The organism is Flexivirga sp. (genome assembly GCF_035551235.1).
Classification (GTDB): domain Bacteria; phylum Actinomycetota; class Actinomycetes; order Actinomycetales; family Dermatophilaceae; genus Flexivirga.
This window is the reverse complement of record NZ_DASZNO010000048.1, coordinates 66,354-83,873: the sequence shown is the minus strand read 5'-3', so window position 1 is coordinate 83,873 and position 17,520 is coordinate 66,354. Positions and strand designations below refer to the sequence as shown.

Annotated in this window: 14 protein-coding genes and 1 riboswitch; of the genes, 12 read left to right on the top strand and 2 right to left on the bottom strand. The window is 67.3% G+C overall.

The features are described from left to right. The first annotated feature begins 156 nt into the window (after positions 1-156). Both rsmI and VG502_RS18385 read left to right on the top strand, forming a co-directional pair. Positions 157-987: a 16S rRNA (cytidine(1402)-2'-O)-methyltransferase gene (rsmI, locus tag VG502_RS18390; protein WP_325551542.1), complete on the top strand. Its 831-nt coding sequence runs from the start codon at positions 157-159 to the stop codon at positions 985-987. After that, positions 962-2,488: a DUF2079 domain-containing protein gene (locus tag VG502_RS18385; protein ID WP_325551541.1), complete on the top strand. Its 1,527-nt coding sequence runs from the start codon at positions 962-964 to the stop codon at positions 2,486-2,488. The genes rsmI and VG502_RS18385 overlap by 26 nt, the downstream gene beginning before the upstream one ends. Positions 2,489-2,494: 6 nt before the next feature. Here VG502_RS18385 and VG502_RS18380 read toward each other — a convergent pair whose 3' ends face one another. Together VG502_RS18380 and VG502_RS18375 are read right to left on the bottom strand one after the other, a co-directional pair. After that, a complete protein-coding gene (locus VG502_RS18380) occupies positions 2,495-2,860 on the bottom strand; it encodes a hypothetical protein (RefSeq protein WP_325551540.1) in 366 nt (121 codons plus the stop codon). Continuing rightward, positions 2,841-3,440 (bottom strand): DUF4126 domain-containing protein, encoded by a 600-nt coding sequence (locus tag VG502_RS18375; RefSeq protein WP_325551539.1) that lies wholly within the window; start codon positions 3,438-3,440, stop codon positions 2,841-2,843. The genes VG502_RS18380 and VG502_RS18375 overlap by 20 nt, the downstream gene beginning before the upstream one ends. A 140-nt stretch (positions 3,441-3,580) precedes the next feature. Here VG502_RS18375 and metG point away from each other — a divergent pair, with 140 nt between their 5' ends. The 10 genes from metG to VG502_RS18325 all read left to right on the top strand — a co-directional run bounded on the left by metG (position 3,581) and on the right by VG502_RS18325 (position 17,427). Beyond that, positions 3,581-5,356: a methionine--tRNA ligase gene (gene metG, locus VG502_RS18370; RefSeq protein WP_325551538.1), complete on the top strand. Its 1,776-nt coding sequence runs from the start codon at positions 3,581-3,583 to the stop codon at positions 5,354-5,356. Next, entirely contained in the window at positions 5,353-6,216 is an 864-nt protein-coding gene (locus VG502_RS18365) for a TatD family hydrolase (protein ID WP_325551537.1), read from the top strand. Before metG ends, VG502_RS18365 begins: the two co-directional genes overlap by 4 nt. A gap of 275 nt (positions 6,217-6,491) precedes the next feature. Continuing rightward, positions 6,492-7,274, top strand: coding sequence for a resuscitation-promoting factor (locus VG502_RS18360; protein ID WP_325551536.1), 783 nt, complete (start codon positions 6,492-6,494; stop codon positions 7,272-7,274). 268 nt (positions 7,275-7,542) lie between these two features. After that, entirely contained in the window at positions 7,543-8,856 is a 1,314-nt protein-coding gene (locus VG502_RS18355) for an MFS transporter (RefSeq protein WP_325551535.1), read from the top strand. Further along, positions 8,853-12,533 (top strand): nitrate reductase subunit alpha, encoded by a 3,681-nt coding sequence (locus VG502_RS18350; RefSeq protein WP_325551534.1) that lies wholly within the window; start codon positions 8,853-8,855, stop codon positions 12,531-12,533. The genes VG502_RS18355 and VG502_RS18350 overlap by 4 nt, the downstream gene beginning before the upstream one ends. 17 nt (positions 12,534-12,550) lie before the next feature. Further along, positions 12,551-14,299 carry a nitrate reductase subunit beta gene (narH, locus tag VG502_RS18345; RefSeq protein ID WP_325551533.1) on the top strand — a complete coding sequence of 583 codons (1,749 nt, stop codon included), beginning with the start codon at positions 12,551-12,553 and terminating at the stop codon, positions 14,297-14,299. Further along, entirely contained in the window at positions 14,296-15,027 is a 732-nt protein-coding gene (gene narJ, locus VG502_RS18340; protein WP_325551532.1) for a nitrate reductase molybdenum cofactor assembly chaperone, read from the top strand. The genes narH and narJ overlap by 4 nt, the downstream gene beginning before the upstream one ends. Further along, the gene (gene narI / locus VG502_RS18335; protein WP_325551531.1) at positions 15,027-15,776 is read left to right on the top strand and encodes a respiratory nitrate reductase subunit gamma; all 750 of its coding nucleotides are present in this window, start codon (positions 15,027-15,029) and stop codon (positions 15,774-15,776) included. Before narJ ends, narI begins: the two co-directional genes overlap by 1 nt. Then, positions 15,773-16,372: a molybdenum cofactor guanylyltransferase gene (gene mobA / locus VG502_RS18330; protein WP_325551530.1), complete on the top strand. Its 600-nt coding sequence runs from the start codon at positions 15,773-15,775 to the stop codon at positions 16,370-16,372. Before narI ends, mobA begins: the two co-directional genes overlap by 4 nt. A gap of 89 nt (positions 16,373-16,461) precedes the next feature. Further along, positions 16,462-16,579: riboswitch (SAM riboswitch) on the top strand. 86 nt (positions 16,580-16,665) lie between these two features. After that, positions 16,666-17,427 carry an IclR family transcriptional regulator gene (locus VG502_RS18325; RefSeq protein ID WP_325551529.1) on the top strand — a complete coding sequence of 254 codons (762 nt, stop codon included), beginning with the start codon at positions 16,666-16,668 and terminating at the stop codon, positions 17,425-17,427. The last annotated feature ends 93 nt before the right edge of the window (positions 17,428-17,520 follow it).

The window sequence follows — 17,520 nt, the reverse complement described above, 5'->3', positions numbered from 1 at the left end:
CGGGGCACGTCCGGCCGCAGGACGGCATTCAGCACCAACAATGTGACCCGCAGGTGAGGAACGAACCCGCGGGTCACATTAACCGAGGAAGCTACGTTCCTAGGCACCGACGCGGGCATGGCGAGCGGGCACGCGGGCCGTGCGAGACTGCCGGGCATGAGCGAGGGTGTGCTGGTGCTGGCTGCGACTCCGATCGGGGACCCGCGCGACGCCGCCCCACGACTGGCGACCGAGCTGGCCGGCGCGGATGTCGTGGCCGCGGAGGACACCCGCCGGTTGCGGCGCCTGCTGGACGAGCTCGCGGTGACGCCGAACGGCCGGGTCCTGAGCTATCACGAGCACAACGAACGCGCCCGCACCCCGGAGCTGCTCGAGCAGCTGCGTGGCGGTGCCCGCATCGTGCTGGTCACCGACGCGGGTATGCCGTCCGTGTCCGATCCCGGCTACCGGTTGGCCAACGCCTGCGTCGAGGCGGGTGTGCGGGTGACCTGCGTGCCCGGCCCGTCCGCGGTGCTGATGGCGCTCGCGGTGTCGGGGCTGCCGACGGATCGCTTCTGTTTCGAGGGATTCCTGCCCCGGAAGGCCGGCGAGCGCGCCCGTCGGCTGGCCGGCCTGGTCACCGAGCAGCGCACCATGGTCTTCTTCGAGGCCCCGCACCGGCTGGCCGAGATGCTGACCGCGATGGCGGACGCATTCGGGGGTGACCGGGTCGCCGCCGTATGCCGGGAGCTGACCAAGACCTACGAGGAGGTCCGTCGCGACGGACTGGCCGCTCTGGCGGAGTGGGCGCTCGAGGGCGCCCGCGGCGAGATCACCGTGGTGGTCAGTGGTGCACCCGCCGTGACGACCTCGGTCGACGACGTGCTGCCCGCCATACAGGAGCGGGTGGCGGCGGGGGAGCGGCTGAAGACGGTGTGCGCCGAGATCGCCGAGCAGACCGGGCTGTCCAAGAAGGCGCTGTATGACGCAGCCATCACCGACCGCTGATTCGTTGACACGCGCGTTGTCGCCCTCGTCGACACCCTCGTTGGCACCCGACACCCGACGACCGGCGTGGCTGCTCGGCGCCGGGTCCGCGGTCGTGGCGAGTGTCTTCTTCGCGGTGCTCGCGCTCGGCCGGTGGAACGCCGGCAACAGCGCCGACTACGACCTCGGGATCTTTGCGCAGGGCGCCGACGCCTGGTCGCGGGGGCACTGGCCGGTCTCGCACATCCGCGGCCTGTCGCTGCTGGGCGATCACTTCAGCCCGCTGCTGGCGACCTGGGGCCTCGTATGGCGCATCTGGCCGACGCCGCCCGCGCTGCTGATCACCCAGTCGGTGTTGCTCGGTGCCGCGCTCGGGGTGATCGTCGGCTACGCACGGCGTCGCGCGGGCTGGAAGGTCGCGGTGCTGATCGCAGTCGTCGGCATCTTCTCGCGCGCGGTGCTGACCACCGCGATGTTCGATGTGCACGAGGTCGCGTATGCCGCAATCGCATTGGCAGTGCTGTGTATTGCGCTGCTGCAGCACCGCTTCGGCTGGGCGGTCGGGGCGGCCGTCTGGCTGGTGCTGACCAAGGAGGATCTCGGGCTGACGGTCTTCGCCGCGGGCTGTTGCTGGTGGTGGATGTACCGCAGCGAGGGCTGGCGCCGCCCACTCATCCTGGCTGCGATCGGCTTCGCCGGCGTGATCGCCGCGATGCTGGTGATCGGCGCGTTCGCGCCCGGCAGCGGCACCGGCTATCTCGCGTATTTCGGCATCGGCAAGAGCAACAAGCTGCCCGTCCCGGAGGATCACAGCCTCAGCCCGCAGCGCCTGCTGCCGGTGCTGATGTATGTCGTGCTCGCTCTCGTGGTCGGCGTGCGCTCGAAGCTCACCCTGCTCGCCATACCGACCCTGCTGTGGCGTGCGGTGTCGTCGAACATCCACTACTGGGCGCTTGATTTCCACTACGACGTGATCCTCTGGCCGATCGGCCTGCTCGCCTTCGTCGACGTCGTCGCCTCCCACCGCGGGTTGAGCGCCGCCCTGAGTAGCGCGAGGAACGAGCGCGTATCGAAGGGTAGGGCGAGGAACGAGCCCGTATCGAAACCAGGCCCGGCGGTATGGGAGATAGCGACGGTCGGCGTTGCAGTGCTCGCCGGTTTCGGCCTGGCCGTCTCCGAGATGGCCGACCGATCGGTCGCGCCGGCCTCGCTCTTCCGGGCCGCTCCCGTCGTGACGAACATCCGCTCGCTCGCGGCCGACCACCTGCCCAAGGATGCGCGGGTCGCGACCCAGGCCGACGTCGGTGCCTACCTGGTCCCGGCATACGACGCCTATTCACTGCGCCCCGACCAGCACCCGTCGGTCGACTACGTGATGTTCACCAGCAAGCCGAAGTGGCTCTACCAGGTGCCGCAATGCGCCAAGGACAAGTTGATTCGCGAGGGCGCGCTGGTATGGCGCCGCGGCACCGTCACCCTGGTGAAACTGGATCACCGGCAGCGCGTGACACCGTCCTGCTGACGGCTGTCACTTCTGGCCGCAGAGCGGATCCTGCGGCAGCCGGATCGACGCATCCCCGGCGTCACCCGGTGCGTAGCACACCCATGCGACCTTGCCCTGTGCCGAGAATGCAGCAGCATCAACGGATTTCGTGAGTTTGTGGGAGTGGCCGTCGACGGAGTAACGCACGGTCAGCTCGGCCCGGCCGTCCTTGGTGGCATCTTCGGACACGACCGTCGCCGGCGCCATACCGGGGCGTGCGGGTCCGGAGGGCTGCCGGCCCTGCCACCACTGCAGCACCAGCAGCGCTCCGGCGATCAGCACGACCACTGCGATCGTCTTCTCCCACCAGGTGCCGAGGAACTGCGGCCGATCAGGTCGCGTGCTCGGCATCCCGCCTCCTTCGTGCGAAGCTGCGCATCCGGCGGGCGTACTTCCACAACACCCACGCCAGCACGATCAGCGCGACGACCACGAGGATCGGCACGAAGACCGCGATGAGCGACAGGCCGAGTGACGAGACGTCCTCGGCGGTCGACACGATCGGTGCGCCGAAGCCGGCGGAGCCGAGGTTGATCGCCGGTCGGGCGGTCGACTTCCCGACATGCACCACGCCCGCGACGACGAGCCCGCCGATGAACGCGATCCATTCGTGGTCCTGCAGGAATGACGAGTGGTCCAGCGCGCTGGCCGATTGCGTTGCGGCTGCGATGATTCCGCCGGTGGCCGGGCGGATGACCGTGCCCGCCACGTCGTTGATGCTGTCGACGACCGGGATCTTGTCGAGCACCAGCTCACTGATCAGCAGCAACGTGCCGATGCCCAGCGCCCACCACGACTCGATCCACTGCCACCCGCCCGGCAGGGTGATCACATCGGTGAACCGCGACAGCAACCCGACCATCAGGAACGGGATGTAGGCATTCAGTCCGGCGGCGGCCGACAACCCGGCACCCGTGAGCACAGCGAACATCCCAGACCTCCACGGTCGAGCGAACAGCAGCCGAAGCCTTCGACTGCGCAGGATCGTGTCAGTGCCGTGGCGGGTGCGCAAACACCGCCGCGGGTAACTGAGTCGAGGGCGCGACCCGCCCCCGCCTAGGATTGCTCACCATGAAGGTTCTGTCTGCGCTCGCGTGGCCCTACACCAACGGGCCCCGCCACATTGGCCATGTCGCCGGGTTCGGCGTCCCCGCAGATGTTTTCAGTCGCTACATGCGTATGGCGGGCCACGACGTGCTGATGGTCAGCGGCACCGACGAGCACGGCACTCCGATCCTCGTTCTCGCGGACCAGGAGGGCATCGGCGTCCAGGAGATCGTCGACAAGTACAACGCGATCATCGCGCAGGACCTGCTGGATCTCGGCCTGTCCTACGACCTCTTCACGCGGACCACGACACGCAACCACTACCAGGTCGTCCAGAACCTCTTCACCCAGATCCACGCCAACGGCTACATGATCGAGCAGACGACCACGACGGCGATCAGCCCGTCGACCGGCCGCACGCTGCCCGACCGCTACCTCGAGGGCACCTGTCCCATCTGCGGATTCCCCGAGGCCCGCGGCGACCAGTGCGACAACTGCGGCAACCAGCTGGACCCGTCGGATCTGATCAACCCGAAGTCCAAGATCAACGGCGAAGTGCCGGAGTTCGTCGAGACCCAGCACTTCTTCCTCGACCTGCCCGCGCTGGCCGGTGCCTTCCAGGAGTGGCTGGACGAGGTCGACGCGACCGGAACCTGGCGTCCCGGCGTGATCAACTTCGTCAAGGGCCTGGCCAAGGACATGCATCCGCGCGCGATGACTCGCGACATCGACTGGGGCATCCCGATCCCGGTCGAGGGCTGGGACAGCAAGCGGTTCTACGTGTGGTTCGACGCGGTCATCGGCTACCTGTCGGCATCGATCGAGTGGGCGCGGCGCGTCGGTGAGCCCGAGCGGTGGCGTGAGTGGTGGAACGACCCGGCCGCGAAAACCTATTATTTCCAGGGCAAGGACAACATCACCTTCCACGCCCAGATCTGGCCGGCCGAGCTGCTCGGCTACATGGGCAAGGGCGACAAGGGCGGTGAGCCGGGGGAGTACGGCGAGCTCAACCTGCCGACCGAGGTCGTCGCGTCCGGCTTCCTCAACCTGTCCGGCGCGCAGTTCTCCACGTCGCGCGGCAACGTCATCTACGTGCAGGACATGATCGCCCGGTATGGCGCGGACGCGCTGCGCTACTTCATCTGCGCGGCCGGTCCGGAGACCCAGGACAGCGACTTCACCTGGCCGGAGTTCGTCAGTCGCAACAACAACGAACTCGTCGCCGGCTGGGGCAATCTGGTCAACCGCACCGCGTCGATGATCGCCAAGAACTTCGGGGAGGTGCCGTCACCCGCGGCGCTCGAGCCCATCGACGAGGAGCTGCTCGGCGCGATCACGGAGGGCTTCGGCACGGTCGGTGGCCTGCTCGAGGCGCAACGGCAGAAGGCCGCCATCGCCGAGGTGATGCGACTGGTGCGGCTGGCCAACAAGTACGTCACCGACACCGAGCCGTTCCGGCTCAAGGGCGACGACCAGCGCGAGCGCCTCGGCACGGTGCTGCACACCCTGGCGCAGGCGATCACCGATCTCAACACGATGCTGGCGCCGTTCCTGCCGCACAGCTGCAACAAGGTCGCCCGGGTCTTCGGTGCGACAGGCGAATTCATGCCGATGCCGCGCATCGAACAGGTGAGTGACCTGGACGACGACAGCCGTGGCTATCCGATCATCACCGGCGACTACGCCGGCACACCGCGCTGGGAGTCACGCCCGGTGCGCGTCGGTGCGCCGGTCGCCAAGCCGACGCCGATCTTCGCGAAACTGGACGAGATCGACCCCGCTGACCCGTTCGCCGTATGACGAAGGGGCAGCGCCAGAGCCGGCCCTCCGGGCCGCCGCCTGCGCCGCAACCCCTGCCGATCCCGGTGGTGGACAACCACACCCACCTCGACATCTCACGCGACGGCAACGAGCCGCCGGACGTCGAGTCGGTGCTGGCGGCGGCGAAGTCCGTCGGCGTCACCCGGGTCGTGCAGATCGGCTGTGACCTGCCGGCCGCCCGCTTCACCGTGGAGCAGATCGACCGGCATCCTCAGATGCTCGGCGGCGTCGCCGTCCACCCGAACGAGGCGGCCACGCTTGCCGATGCGGGCGAGCTGCCGGCCGCGTGGGACGAGATCGAGCAGCTCGCGGCCCATCCGCGCGTGCGCGTCATCGGCGAGACCGGCCTGGACTACTTCCGCACAGGTCCGGAAGGCGTTGCCGCGCAACAGGATTCGTTCCGCTGGCACATCGACCTGGCGAAGCGCACCGACAAGGCCCTGCAGATCCACGACCGTGACGCGCACGACGACGTGATGCGCATCCTCGAGGAGGAGGGCGCGCCGAAAAGCACTGTCATGCATTGCTTCTCGGGTGACATCAACCTCGCGCGGCAGTGCGTGGAGCGTGGCTACTACTTGTCCTTCTCCGGCACCGTGACCTTCAAGAACGCCGGCGACCTGCGCGATGCGCTCGCGATCGTGCCGCTGGAGCGGCTGCTGGTCGAGACCGACGCGCCCTACCTGACACCTTCGCCGCACCGTGGTGCGGTCAACTCGCCATACCTCATCCCGTTGACGGTGCGGGCGATGGCCGACGTGCTCGCGGTCGACGTACCCACCCTGTGCCAGGCGCTGTCGGACAACAGTGAGCAGGTCTACGGGCCCTGGTCCGGATGACCATCCGCAACGGCCCTATACCTGATCCGCGCTTATAACGCGATCCACGTCACATGCAAGTGTGACGGGCCTATCGTTACCAAAATTTGACCTTCGGGTCGTCCGTGCGTCACGGTAATTGAGTTCAACCCGAGAGTAGGCATCTCGAACACGGCTGCGCGAGACGCGGCCGGGCGAGCCAGGCACGAGCCGTTCGCCCGCACGGACCAGCATTTTCCATCGGCTGATGACGTGCGCCTCGCCGCTCGACGGGACAGCCCGACATCGGAGAATCCTTGACTTACCGCCTGACCAAAACCGCTGCCATCGCAGCGACCACTGTTGTTGCCGGCGTGGGACTGACCGCCTGCAACGCCGGAGCCGGCACCGGTGCGAACAGCGCCCCGATCAGCGCCCGGACCAGCACGTCATCCTCGGCCACCCCGAGTGCGACGCCGTCGACCACGAAGCACGCCAAGAAGGTCACGCACACCGCCCGCGCAACCCCCCAGAAGGTGTCGCGCGAGCAGGCTCGTCCGACCGTCCGCACCCGGCTGGCGACCACCGTTCAGACCGTGAGCTTCGACACCGTGCGCAAGTACGACGCGACCCTCGCGAGCGGCAAGACCCGCGTGGCGCGCAACGGCGCCCCGGGCAAGGCCACCACCACCTGGCGGCAGCAGCTGGCGGGCTCGGTCATTGCGCGCACGACCCTCGTCAAGCGCGTCGTGACGCAGCAGCCGGTGAGCCGCGTGCTCGTCATCGGCACCAAGAAGGCCGCGCCGAAGCCGATCAGCTACTCGGCGCAGAAGGCCACCAACACCGGCGGCCTGGACCTGTCGCGCGCCGCGATGTGGGACCGCATCGCACAGTGCGAGTCGACCGGCAACTGGCACATCAACACCGGCAACGGCTACTACGGAGGACTGCAGTTCGACAGCGGCACCTGGCTGGGTGCCGGCGGCGGCAAGTTCGCCGCTCGTGCCGACCTGGCGACCCGTGAGCAGCAGATCACCATCGCCAACAAGGTGTACGCCTCGCGCGGGCTCAGCCCGTGGCAGTGCGGCTGGGCTGCCTGAGCAGCGACCGCGACACCCGACTCATAACCGGGCCACAGTCCTTTCGGGGCTGGGGCCCGGTTTCGTCGTTCGTCGGCCGGGTGCGTCGTCGGACGATTTGCCTCGAATCGCCAATAGTTGCAGGCAACTGCGCGATAGTTGAGTCAGGAGGTGCGAAGTGACCGGAACCGGATGCGCGCTTCGCGAGAAATACTACTACGCGCGGTAGTAGTTTGTGGTTGACTGCTTCTGACACATCGATTCGGCCCCCGGGTGAAACGAGAGTGACATGACTGCACCATCGCCGACCGTGACACCGGCCCCCGTCTCGCGGGGTGGCCCGTGGGTGCAACTCGCCATTGTGACAGTCGGATTCGCCGTCAATTTCTGGGCATGGGCGCTGATCAGTCCGCTCGGCCCGTTGTTCAGCCCCGACCGCGCCAAACTCGGGGCGGCGGCATACGACAAGCAACTGAGCTTCCTGCCGTTCTCCGACGGGCATCCGCTGACCGCCAGCCAGGCCAGCCTGATGGTCGCGGTGCCCGTGATCGTCGGTTCGATCGGCCGCATTCCTGCCGGTGCGCTGACCGACAGGTTCGGCGGCCGCGTGATGTTTCCGCTCATCTCCGCCGTGACGATCATCCCGGTGCTGGTCATCGGCTTCTGGGCGCAGAGTTCGTTCGCTGCGTTGCTGGTCGCCGGTGTGTTCCTCGGCCTGGGAGGCACGACCTTCGCGGTCGGTGTGCCGTTCGTCAACGGCTGGTTCCCGCCGGAGAAGCGCGGTATGGCGATCGGTGTGTTCGGTGCCGGAATGGGTGGCACAGCGATCAGTGCGCTCACGACCGTCAACATCTTCAAGGCGCACGGACAGTCCACACCCTTCGTCATCGTGGCCCTCGCACTGGCGGTCTACGCTGTCGTCGCCTGGTTCGTGATGCGGGATGCGCCGGGTCGCATCGCGCCCACGACCCCGCTCGCCGAACGGCTCCTCTCGACGGCGAAGCTGCCGATCGCGTGGCAGGCGGGCGTGCTCTACACCATCGGATTCGGTGGCTACGTTGCGTTCTCGGTCTTCCTGCCGCTCTACCTGAAGAACGCCTACACCCTCAGCGCGGCCGACGCCGCGAACAAGATGGCTGGCTTCGTCGTCATCGCGGTGATCATGCGCCCGGTCGGCGGCACACTCGCCGACCGGCTCGGCTCGGTCCCGGTCCTCGTTACCTGCTTCGGCGTGGTTGCGGTGTGTGCGGCGATCGCGTCGGGTGAGCCGCCGTTGCGCGGCTTCGGCACACCCGTCTTCCTGGTCATGGCCGCTGCGCTCGGTGCGTCGTCGGGTGCGACGTTCGCGCTGATCGCGCAGGTGACCGAGCCGGCTCGTGTCGGTGGTGTGACCGGACTGGTCGGAGCCGCAGGCGGACTCGGCGGTTTCGTACCACCACTGGTGATGGCCTACATCTACAGCGCCACCCGGTCCTACGCCATCGGCATGTGGCTGCTCGCCATCTGCGCAGCACTCACGCTGGTCCTGACCCTGACCGTCATACGGCGCACCACTGTTGCCGCATCTGTTGCCGCATCGAGTCCGCAGGAGGCCTTTCAATGACAGGACTGGACAGCCCGCTCGCCGACGCACTGGTCGGCACCCGCCGGTTCTTCACCCGGGCGACGGTTTCCGCTGATCACCGGACGATGTATGCCGAGGGCGGACGCCAGGGTGACTCGTTCTACCGCGACCGGTGGAGCCACGACAAGGTCGTGCGGTCCACCCACGGCGTCAACTGCACCGGCTCCTGCTCGTGGAAGGTCTATGTCAAGGACGGCATCATCACCTGGGAGGCGCAGCAGACCGACTACCCGAGCACCGGCGCCGACAAGCCGGACTACGAGCCGCGCGGCTGCCCGCGCGGTGCGGCGTTCAGTTGGTACACCTACTCACCGACCCGGGTCCGTTACCCCTACGTCCGGGCGACCCTGCTGACGATGTTCCAGGAGGTGCGGGCCCAGTACGGCGACCCGGTGCTCGCCTGGGCCTCGATCGTGCAGGATCCCGAAAAGGCTTCTCGCTACAAGAAGGACCGCGGCAAGGGCGGGCTGGTGCGTGCGTCGTGGGCGGACGCCGTGGAGATGATCGCCGCCGCCCACGTCTACACGATCAAGCGCTTCGGGCCGGACCGGATCGCCGGCTTCTCACCGATCCCGGCCATGTCCCAGGTCAGCTACGTCTCGGGCGCCCGCTTCAACGAACTCATCGGCGCACCGATGCTCAGCTTCTACGACTGGTACGCCGACCTCCCCGTCGCCAGCCCGCAGATCTTCGGTGACCAGACAGATGTGCCCGAGTCCGGTGACTGGTGGGACGCCGGTTACCTGATCATGTGGGGCACCAACGTGCCGCTCACCCGCACCCCGGACGCGCACTGGATGACCGAGGCGCGCTACCGCGGCCAGAAGGTCGTGGTGATGAGTCCCGACTACGCCGAGAACGTCAAGTTCGCCGACGAGTGGCTGGCACCGGCACCGGGCACCGATGCGGCGCTCGCGATGGCGATGGGACACGTCGTGCTGCGGGAGTTCTTCGTCGACGGGCACGTCGACTTCTTCGACGACTACGTGAAGAAATACACCGACCTGCCGTTCCTGATCACGCTGGAGCAGCAGCCAGACGGCAGCTGGAAGCCGGGCAAGAACCTGGTGGCGGCCGACTTCGAAAACCCTGCGCGGACAAGCGAGAACGCGCTCTTCAAACCGGTCGTCCTCGACACTGCGACCGGCGCCCCTGCGGTCCCGAACGGCACACTCGGTCATCGCTTCGGCGACGAGGGCATCGGCAAGTGGAACCTCGACCTGGAGGGCCTGCGACCACAGTTGAGCTGCCTGTCCGACGACGCCGAGTCGGTCGCCGTCCGGCTGCCACGTTTCGACGCGCCCGGCGGCCAGGCGGTGCTGGAGGAACGCGGCGTCCCCGTCCTACGTGTGGGGGAGCACGTGGTCACCACGGTCTTCGACCTGCTGCTGGCGCAGTACGGCGTCGGACGACCGGGTCTGCCAGGGGTCTGGCCGCAGGGGTATGACGACCCCCGGGTGCCGTACACCCCGGCCTGGCAGGAGGAGATCACGTCCGTCCCCGCGGAGGCGTGCGCGCGGATCGCGCGTGAGTTCGCTCGCAATTCCGTTGATACGCAAGGCCGTTCGATGATCCTGATGGGTGCTGGCACCAATCACTGGTATCACTCCGATCTGGTCTACCGGGCCATGCTGATGCTCACCACGATCACCGGCTGTCAGGGTCGCAACGGCGGCGGCTGGGCGCACTACGTCGGTCAGGAGAAGGTCCGCCCGCTGATGGGCTTCCAGCACGCCGCGTTCGCACTCGACTGGTCCCGCCCGCCGCGACACATGAACCAGACGGCGTATTGGTACGTCCACACCGGTCAATACCGCTACGACACCTTCGTGGCCGACACGCTCGGCGCGGGCATGGGTGCCTTCCCGGGACAGACCGTCATGGATCTGCTGCTGAAGTCCGCGCGGATGGGCTGGTCACCGTCATACCCGACCTTCGACCGGAGCTCGATCGAGATCCCGGAGCTGGCCGCGGCCGACGGTGTCGACGTGAAGGACTGGGTGGTCGACAAGCTGCGGTCCGGCGAGCTGAAGTTCGCGCTCGAGGACCCGGAGAACCCCGAGAACTACCCCCGGGTGCTGACCCTGTGGCGCTCGAACCTGTTGGGCTCCAGCGCCAAGGGCGACGAATACTTCCTCGAGCATCTGCTCGGGGCCGAGGGTGCCGTGACCGCCCGCCAGGCGCCGCCGGAGCAGCGTCCCCGGGACATCGAGTGGGCCGACCAGATCGTCGACGGCAAGCTCGACCTGCTGATGACGATCGACTTCCGGATGACCAGCTCCACGCTCTTCTCCGACATCGTGCTGCCGGCGGCGACGTGGTACGAGAAGCACGACATCAACACCACCGACATGCACCCCTTCATCCACTCGTTCAACCCGGCGATCAGCCCGCCGTGGCAGAGCAAGACGGACTGGGACGCATGGAAGGAGATCGCAAAGCGCTTCTCGCAGTTGGCGGTTGACCACCTAGGCACGCGCACCGACCTGGTCGCCAAGCCGCTGTGGCACGACACTCCTGAGGCGATGGCGACGCCGCACGGCATCGTGCGCGACTGGAAACTCGGCGAGTGCGATCCGATCCCCGGCAGGACGATGCCGGCGCTGATCCCGGTCGAACGCGACTACACCGCGGTCTACGACAAGATGACGTCGATCGGTCCGTTGCTGGACACGCTCGGCACCTCCTGCAAAGGCATCACGTATGACGTCTCGGCCGAGCTCGAGTCGCTCGGCCGCGAGCACGGACTCGTGGCGACCGGCCCGGCCGCCGGACGACCGCGACTGGACACCGACGTCGACGTCGCGCAGATGATCCTGGCGCTCTCCGGTGCCACGAACGGGCACCTGGCGACCCAGGGGTTCCGCACCCAGGAGAAGCGCACGGGGCATCAGATGCATGACCTGGCGGCCGAAAGTGAAGGCAGGAGAATCACTTTCGCCGACACCCAAAAGGCGCCACAGCCGGTCATCACGACACCGGAGTGGTCCGGTTCGGAGACCGGCGGCCGTCGTTACAGCCCGTTCACCATCAACATCGAGCGGCTCAAGCCGTTCCACACCCTCACCGGCCGACAGCATTTCTACCTCGACCACGACTGGATGCTGGCGATGGGCGAGGCGCTGCCGACCTACCGGCCGCCGCTGGACATGACCCGGCTCTTCGGGGAGGCGGAGATCGGCGCGACCGGCGAACTGGGCGTGTCGGTGCGCTATCTGACGCCGCACAACAAGTGGTCGATCCACTCCGAATACCAGGACAACCTCTTCATGCTGTCGCTGTCCCGCGGCGGGCAGACGGTGTGGATCTCCGACAAGGACGCCGCCAAGGTCGGCATCCGCGACAACGATTGGGTCGAGATGGTCAACCGCAACGGTGTGGTCGCCTGCCGCGCCATCGTGTCGCACCGGATGCCGGAGGGGACGGTCTACATGCACCACGCCCAGGACCGGTTGATCGACGTCCCGCTGACCCAGCGGGACAAGAAGCGCGGGGGCATCCACAACTCGATGACCCGGATCATGATGAAGCCGAGCCACCTGATCGGTGGTTACGCGCAGCTGTCCTACTTCTTCAACTACGTCGGTCCCACGGGGAGCAACCGCGATGAGGTCACGATGATCCGCAAACGCACCACACCCGTGGAATACGAGTAGGGAGAGGGGCTTTCGCGATGCGAGTCATGGCGCAGATGTCGATGGTCATGAACCTCGACAAGTGCATCGGCTGCCACACCTGCTCGGTCACGTGCAAGCAGGCGTGGACCAACCGGGCCGGCATGGAATACGTCTGGTTCAACAACGTCGAGACCCGGCCGGGTCTGGGCTATCCCCGCAGCTGGCAGGACCAGGACAAGTGGAAGGGCGGCTGGCAGCGGCGTCCGGGCGGCCGGCTCACGCTCAAGTCGGGCAACCGGCTGAAGAAGCTCGCGACGATCTTCAGCAACCCCAAACTGCCGAGCATCAGCGACTACTACGAGCCGTGGAGCTACGACTACGAGACGTTGCTGGAGTCGCCGGTCACCAGGAACTATCCGGTCGCACGGCCCTACTCGCTGCTCTCGGGCAAGCCGATGAACGTCGAATGGTCCGGCAACTGGGACGACGACCTCGGCGGGTCCGGTGAGCACGCCGTCAAGGACCCGATGCTCAAGGGCATCGAGGACAAGGTGAAGTTCGAGTTCGAGCAGACCTTCATGTTCTACCTGCCGCGCATCTGCGAGCACTGCCTCAACCCGGCGTGCGCGGCATCCTGCCCGAGCGGTGCGATCTACAAGCGCGAGGAGGACGGCATCGTCCTGATCGACCAGGACAAGTGCCGTGGCTGGCGCATGTGCATCAGCGGATGTCCTTACAAGAAGGTCTATTTCAACCACAAGACCGGCAAGGCCGAGAAGTGCACGTTCTGCTACCCGCGGATCGAGGTCGGCATCCCTACGGTGTGTGCGGAGACCTGTGTCGGCCGGCTGCGCTACATCGGCATCATGCTGTATGACGCGGACCGGGTCCTCGAGGCGGCGTCGGTCGAGAACGACCAGGATCTCTACCAGGCGCAGGTCGGCTGTTTCCTCGACCCGTTCGACCCGGAGGTGCAACGCGCTGCGGAGGCGGACGGCATACCCGGCGACTGGATCGAGGCGGCCAAGAACTCACCGGTCCGGCGGCTGATCATGGACTACCGGGTCGCGCTGCCGTTGCACCCGGAATACCGCACCATGCCGATGGTTTGGTACATCCCGCCGCTCTCGCCGGTGGTCGATGTCGTGAAGGACACCGGCTACGACGCCGAGGACCGGGGCAATCTCTTCGCCGCGATCGACGCCCTGCGGATCCCGGTCGAATACCTCGCCAATCTCTTCACCGCCGGCGACGTTCCGACGGTCGATGCCGTCCTGCGGAAGATGGCCGCGATGCGGTCCTTCATGCGCGACATCAACCTCGGTGGCGAGCCCGACGAGGAGATCGCCGCGTCCGTCGGCATGAGTGCCGAGGACATGTATGAAATGTTCCGGCTGATGGCGATCGCGAAGTATGACGAGCGCTACGTCATACCGACGGCGCATGCCGAACAAGCGCATGGGTTGGAGGAATTGGCGACCGACTGCGCGGTCGGCGACTACGACCAGGGCAGTCCGTTCGGCGAGGGATCCGGGCAGGGCGCACTCACCCCGGTCGCGATCGAGAACTTCCGGATGCTCAAGGAACGCCAGACCTCCGACCACGACACGCTGGTCACCGGCGGCTCGAAGGCGGGCCGGGTCAACCTGCTCAACTGGGACGGCCGCGGTATGCCGGAAGGACTCTTCCCCGATTCCGCGGGTCGAGTAGCGGAGGAGCGAAGTTCCGCGGGTCGAGTAGCGGAGGAGCGAAGCGGGGGAGCGTATCGAGACCCGAGCTCACGAGACCAGGAGCCCGAGCGATGAAATCTCTGCGCTGGAGCCGCCACCGTCGCACGCGGGCGCAGCTGCCGGACGACGTGCTGGCCGCTGCCTGGCAGTCGGTGTCGCTACTGCTGGAGTACCCCGATGACGGTGCGCCGCAACGGTTTTCGACGGTATGCGAGGTTGCACAACAGCTGCCGCCGGAGATCGGCGGCCCGCTGCTGGGTTTCCTGGACGACGCCTCGGCGATCCCACTCGCCGACCTGCAGGCCGACTACGTCGACACCTTCGACGTGACGCGCAAGTGCAGCCTGCACCTGACCTACTTCAGCAGCGGCGACACCCGTCGACGGGGCGTGGAACTCGTGGAGTTCAAGCAGGCCTACCGGCACGCAGGGGTCGAGCTCGCCGATGACAGCAGTGAGCTGCCCGACTTCCTGCCGGTGCTGCTGGAGTTCGGGGCGTTCACCAGTCGAGAGGCGGCATGGAAGCTGCTCAACCACTACCGCGTCGGGGTCGAGCTGCTGCATCGGGCATTGGTGCGCCGCGAATCCCGTTGGCTACCAGTGCTGGACGCACTCCGTGCGACCTTGCCGTCGCTCGGTGAGGACGACGAGATCGCACTCGCCGAGCTGATCGCCGCAGGCCCGCCCTCGGAGGACGTGGGCATCGAGATCGGCATCGACAACTCGCCATACAGCCTGGATCCGCGACTCAACCCTCGACCGGCCCCGGTCGATCTCGGTATGCCGAAGACAGGAGTGTCCTGATGGCTCTCTTCCTCTGGGTGATCGTGCCCTATCTGTGCTTCGCGATCTTCATCGTCGGGCACTTCTGGCGTTACCGCTACGACAAGTTCGGCTGGACGACCCGCAGCTCGCAGCTCTACGAGAACAACCTGCTGCGCTGGGGCAGCCCGATGTTCCACTTCGGCATGCTCGGCGTGCTGGGCGGTCACATCATCGGCCTGGTGATCCCGAAGGTCTGGACCGACGCACTCGGCATCTCCGAGCACTGGTACCACGTGATCGCGCTCGCCGGCGGCATCCCTGCCGGCCTCATCGCACTCGCCGGCCTCGTCATCCTGGTCTACCGGCGCCGGGTCACCGGGCCGGTCTTCTCGGCGACCACGAAGATGGACAAGGTGATGTACGTCTTCCTCGCCGCAGCCATCGTGCTCGGGGTCTGGAACACGTTGGCATCCGGTCTCTTCCACGTCGGCGGCGACTACAACTACCGCGACGGGGTGAGCCTGTGGTTCCGTGGCGTCTGGACCTTCCGTCCCGACGCCGACCTGATGGCTGATGCGCCGTGGAGCTTCCAGCTGCACGCCCTGGTGGCGATGGTGCTCTTCGCGCTGTGGCCGTTCACCCGGCTGGTCCACGTCTTCAGCGCGCCGGTCGGCTACCTCACCCGGCCCTACATCGTCTATCGCTCGCGAGACGCACGACCCGGCCAGGGCACCGGTTCGCGGGCGCCGCAGCGTGGCTGGGACAAGCCGACGCTGCAGAAGAAGTGAGCAAGCCCGTCGCGTTCGACGCGATCGTGCTGGTCGGCGGGGCCGGATCCCGGCTGGGTGGCGTCGACAAGGCCGCCGTGCAACTCGCCGGGCGGTCGCTCGTGTCCCGACCGCTGGAAGCTGTGCGTGATGCGCGGACCCTCGTCGTGGTCGGTCGCACGTCGGCCGAGCTGCCCGCACGGGCGCTCCGGGTCGTGGAGGAGCCGCCGGGCTCCGGACCGGCTGCCGCAGTGGTCGCCGGGCTGCGCGCGATCCGGCAGCCGGCGCCGTGGACCTATCTGATCGCCTGCGACCTGCCGGGCGCGGTGCGCGCCATACAGCTGTTGGGGGCGGACGCGGGGGAGTCCGACGGCGTCGTGCTGACCGAGCCGGCAGGGCGGCGGCAGTGGCTGCTCGGACGATATCGGTCGCGTGCGCTCCGGTCCGCCGCGCAAGCCCTCGGTGACCCGGCGAATCGCTCGATGCGCGCGTTGCTCGGCGAGCTACGACTGGTCGACGTGCCCGTCGACGATGTATGGCGGGACGTCGACACCTGGGACGACCACGACCGATGGACGCAGGCTCTCGATGATGGGGGCGGCGCGCGTCCCGATTGACGGTGAGTGCGTACTCCACTTTGCCTACTTGGTTAGTAGTGCATGACACATGGTTGTGAGAGAAGAAACATTGCGTTATGTTCTTCGCAGGTGACGAGCGACAGCGTCAAGCCCTGGCTTGCTGTCCGGCAACCCTCCATCGCGGTGGGGTGCTCCAGGTGACCACCTGATGGACCCCGACGCCCGGGGAGTCCATAAGCGCGATGGTGCCCGCAGCGCTCCGGTTGTCGGCTCGGCCGGAGGCCGCGGGCCCCTCACGTCATTTCGCGACGCGACGAACGGTGAGGAAGTCCATGTCCGGCACGACCAGATCGGGCTCGCAGGCCATCGACAGGGCGCTGGCGGTCCTCGGCCGGTTCGAGGGCGATAGGGCTCTGGGGCTGACCGACCTGGCCACGGAGTCGGGGCTGCCGTTGAGCACCACGCACCGGATCGTGGGAGCGCTGTGCCGCAATGGCTACCTGGTTCGGGATGCCGATGCCTACCGGGTCGGACCGCGCGTTCAGGCTCTCGTACACCGCTCGGACTCGGCAGTCGATGAGGTCATGCCGCAGCTGTATGCCGTGGCCGCCGGCGTCGGGCTCGCCGTGAGCCTGGGGGTGCAGGGTCGCTCGACGGTGGTTCGGGTCGCGTCGGCGAGGCCGCCCGTCGAGCATTCTGCGTGCCAGCTGCCGGCCGAGCGCGAGCCGTTGCACGCGACCGCGATGGGCAAGGTGCTGCTGGCGTTCTCCCCCGAGGGGCCCGCCGCGGCCGTGCGCCGGCTCGGCGAGCTGGAGTCCTTCACCGCCCGGACTTCCACCTCGTATGCCGAGCTGGTCGCCCAGCTTGCCGAGGTGCGGCGGCGTGGATTCGCCTCCGCCGATGCGGAACGGGTCGACGGTGTGCGCGAGATCGCCGTGCCGGTGCTGGGGAGCGGCGGCGTCGTCGCCGCGCTCGGGGTGCGGGCGCGCAGCAAGCGGCTGACCGACGAACTGGCGGTGCGGGTGCTGCCTCCGCTGCGGCATGCGGCGACCGAGGTGGGCAAGCGGATCCAGGTCCTGGACCGCGTCGGCTGAGTGTCCTTCCACGATGCGGCAACCGCTTTGGTCGCCCAGAGACATAACCCTAAGTTACTCAAAGAATAAATAAACGTTCTAGCTCGCCATCGA

Bases quoted from the DNA above. Each gene is read 5' to 3' on its own strand.
- rsmI (WP_325551542.1), top strand. From the start codon at position 157: ATGAGCGAGGGTGTGCTGGTGCTGGCTGCGACTCCGATCGGGGACCCG.
- VG502_RS18385 (WP_325551541.1), top strand. From the start codon at position 962: ATGACGCAGCCATCACCGACCGCTGATTCGTTGACACGCGCGTTGTCG.
- VG502_RS18380 (WP_325551540.1), bottom strand. From the start codon at position 2,860: ATGCCGAGCACGCGACCTGATCGGCCGCAGTTCCTCGGCACCTGGTGG.
- VG502_RS18375 (WP_325551539.1), bottom strand. From the start codon at position 3,440: ATGTTCGCTGTGCTCACGGGTGCCGGGTTGTCGGCCGCCGCCGGACTG.
- metG (WP_325551538.1), top strand. From the start codon at position 3,581: ATGAAGGTTCTGTCTGCGCTCGCGTGGCCCTACACCAACGGGCCCCGC.
- VG502_RS18365 (WP_325551537.1), top strand. From the start codon at position 5,353: ATGACGAAGGGGCAGCGCCAGAGCCGGCCCTCCGGGCCGCCGCCTGCG.
- VG502_RS18355 (WP_325551535.1), top strand. From the start codon at position 7,543: ATGACTGCACCATCGCCGACCGTGACACCGGCCCCCGTCTCGCGGGGT.
- VG502_RS18350 (WP_325551534.1), top strand. From the start codon at position 8,853: ATGACAGGACTGGACAGCCCGCTCGCCGACGCACTGGTCGGCACCCGC.
- narH (WP_325551533.1), top strand. From the start codon at position 12,551: ATGCGAGTCATGGCGCAGATGTCGATGGTCATGAACCTCGACAAGTGC.
- narJ (WP_325551532.1), top strand. From the start codon at position 14,296: ATGAAATCTCTGCGCTGGAGCCGCCACCGTCGCACGCGGGCGCAGCTG.
- narI (WP_325551531.1), top strand. From the start codon at position 15,027: ATGGCTCTCTTCCTCTGGGTGATCGTGCCCTATCTGTGCTTCGCGATC.
- VG502_RS18325 (WP_325551529.1), top strand. From the start codon at position 16,666: ATGTCCGGCACGACCAGATCGGGCTCGCAGGCCATCGACAGGGCGCTG.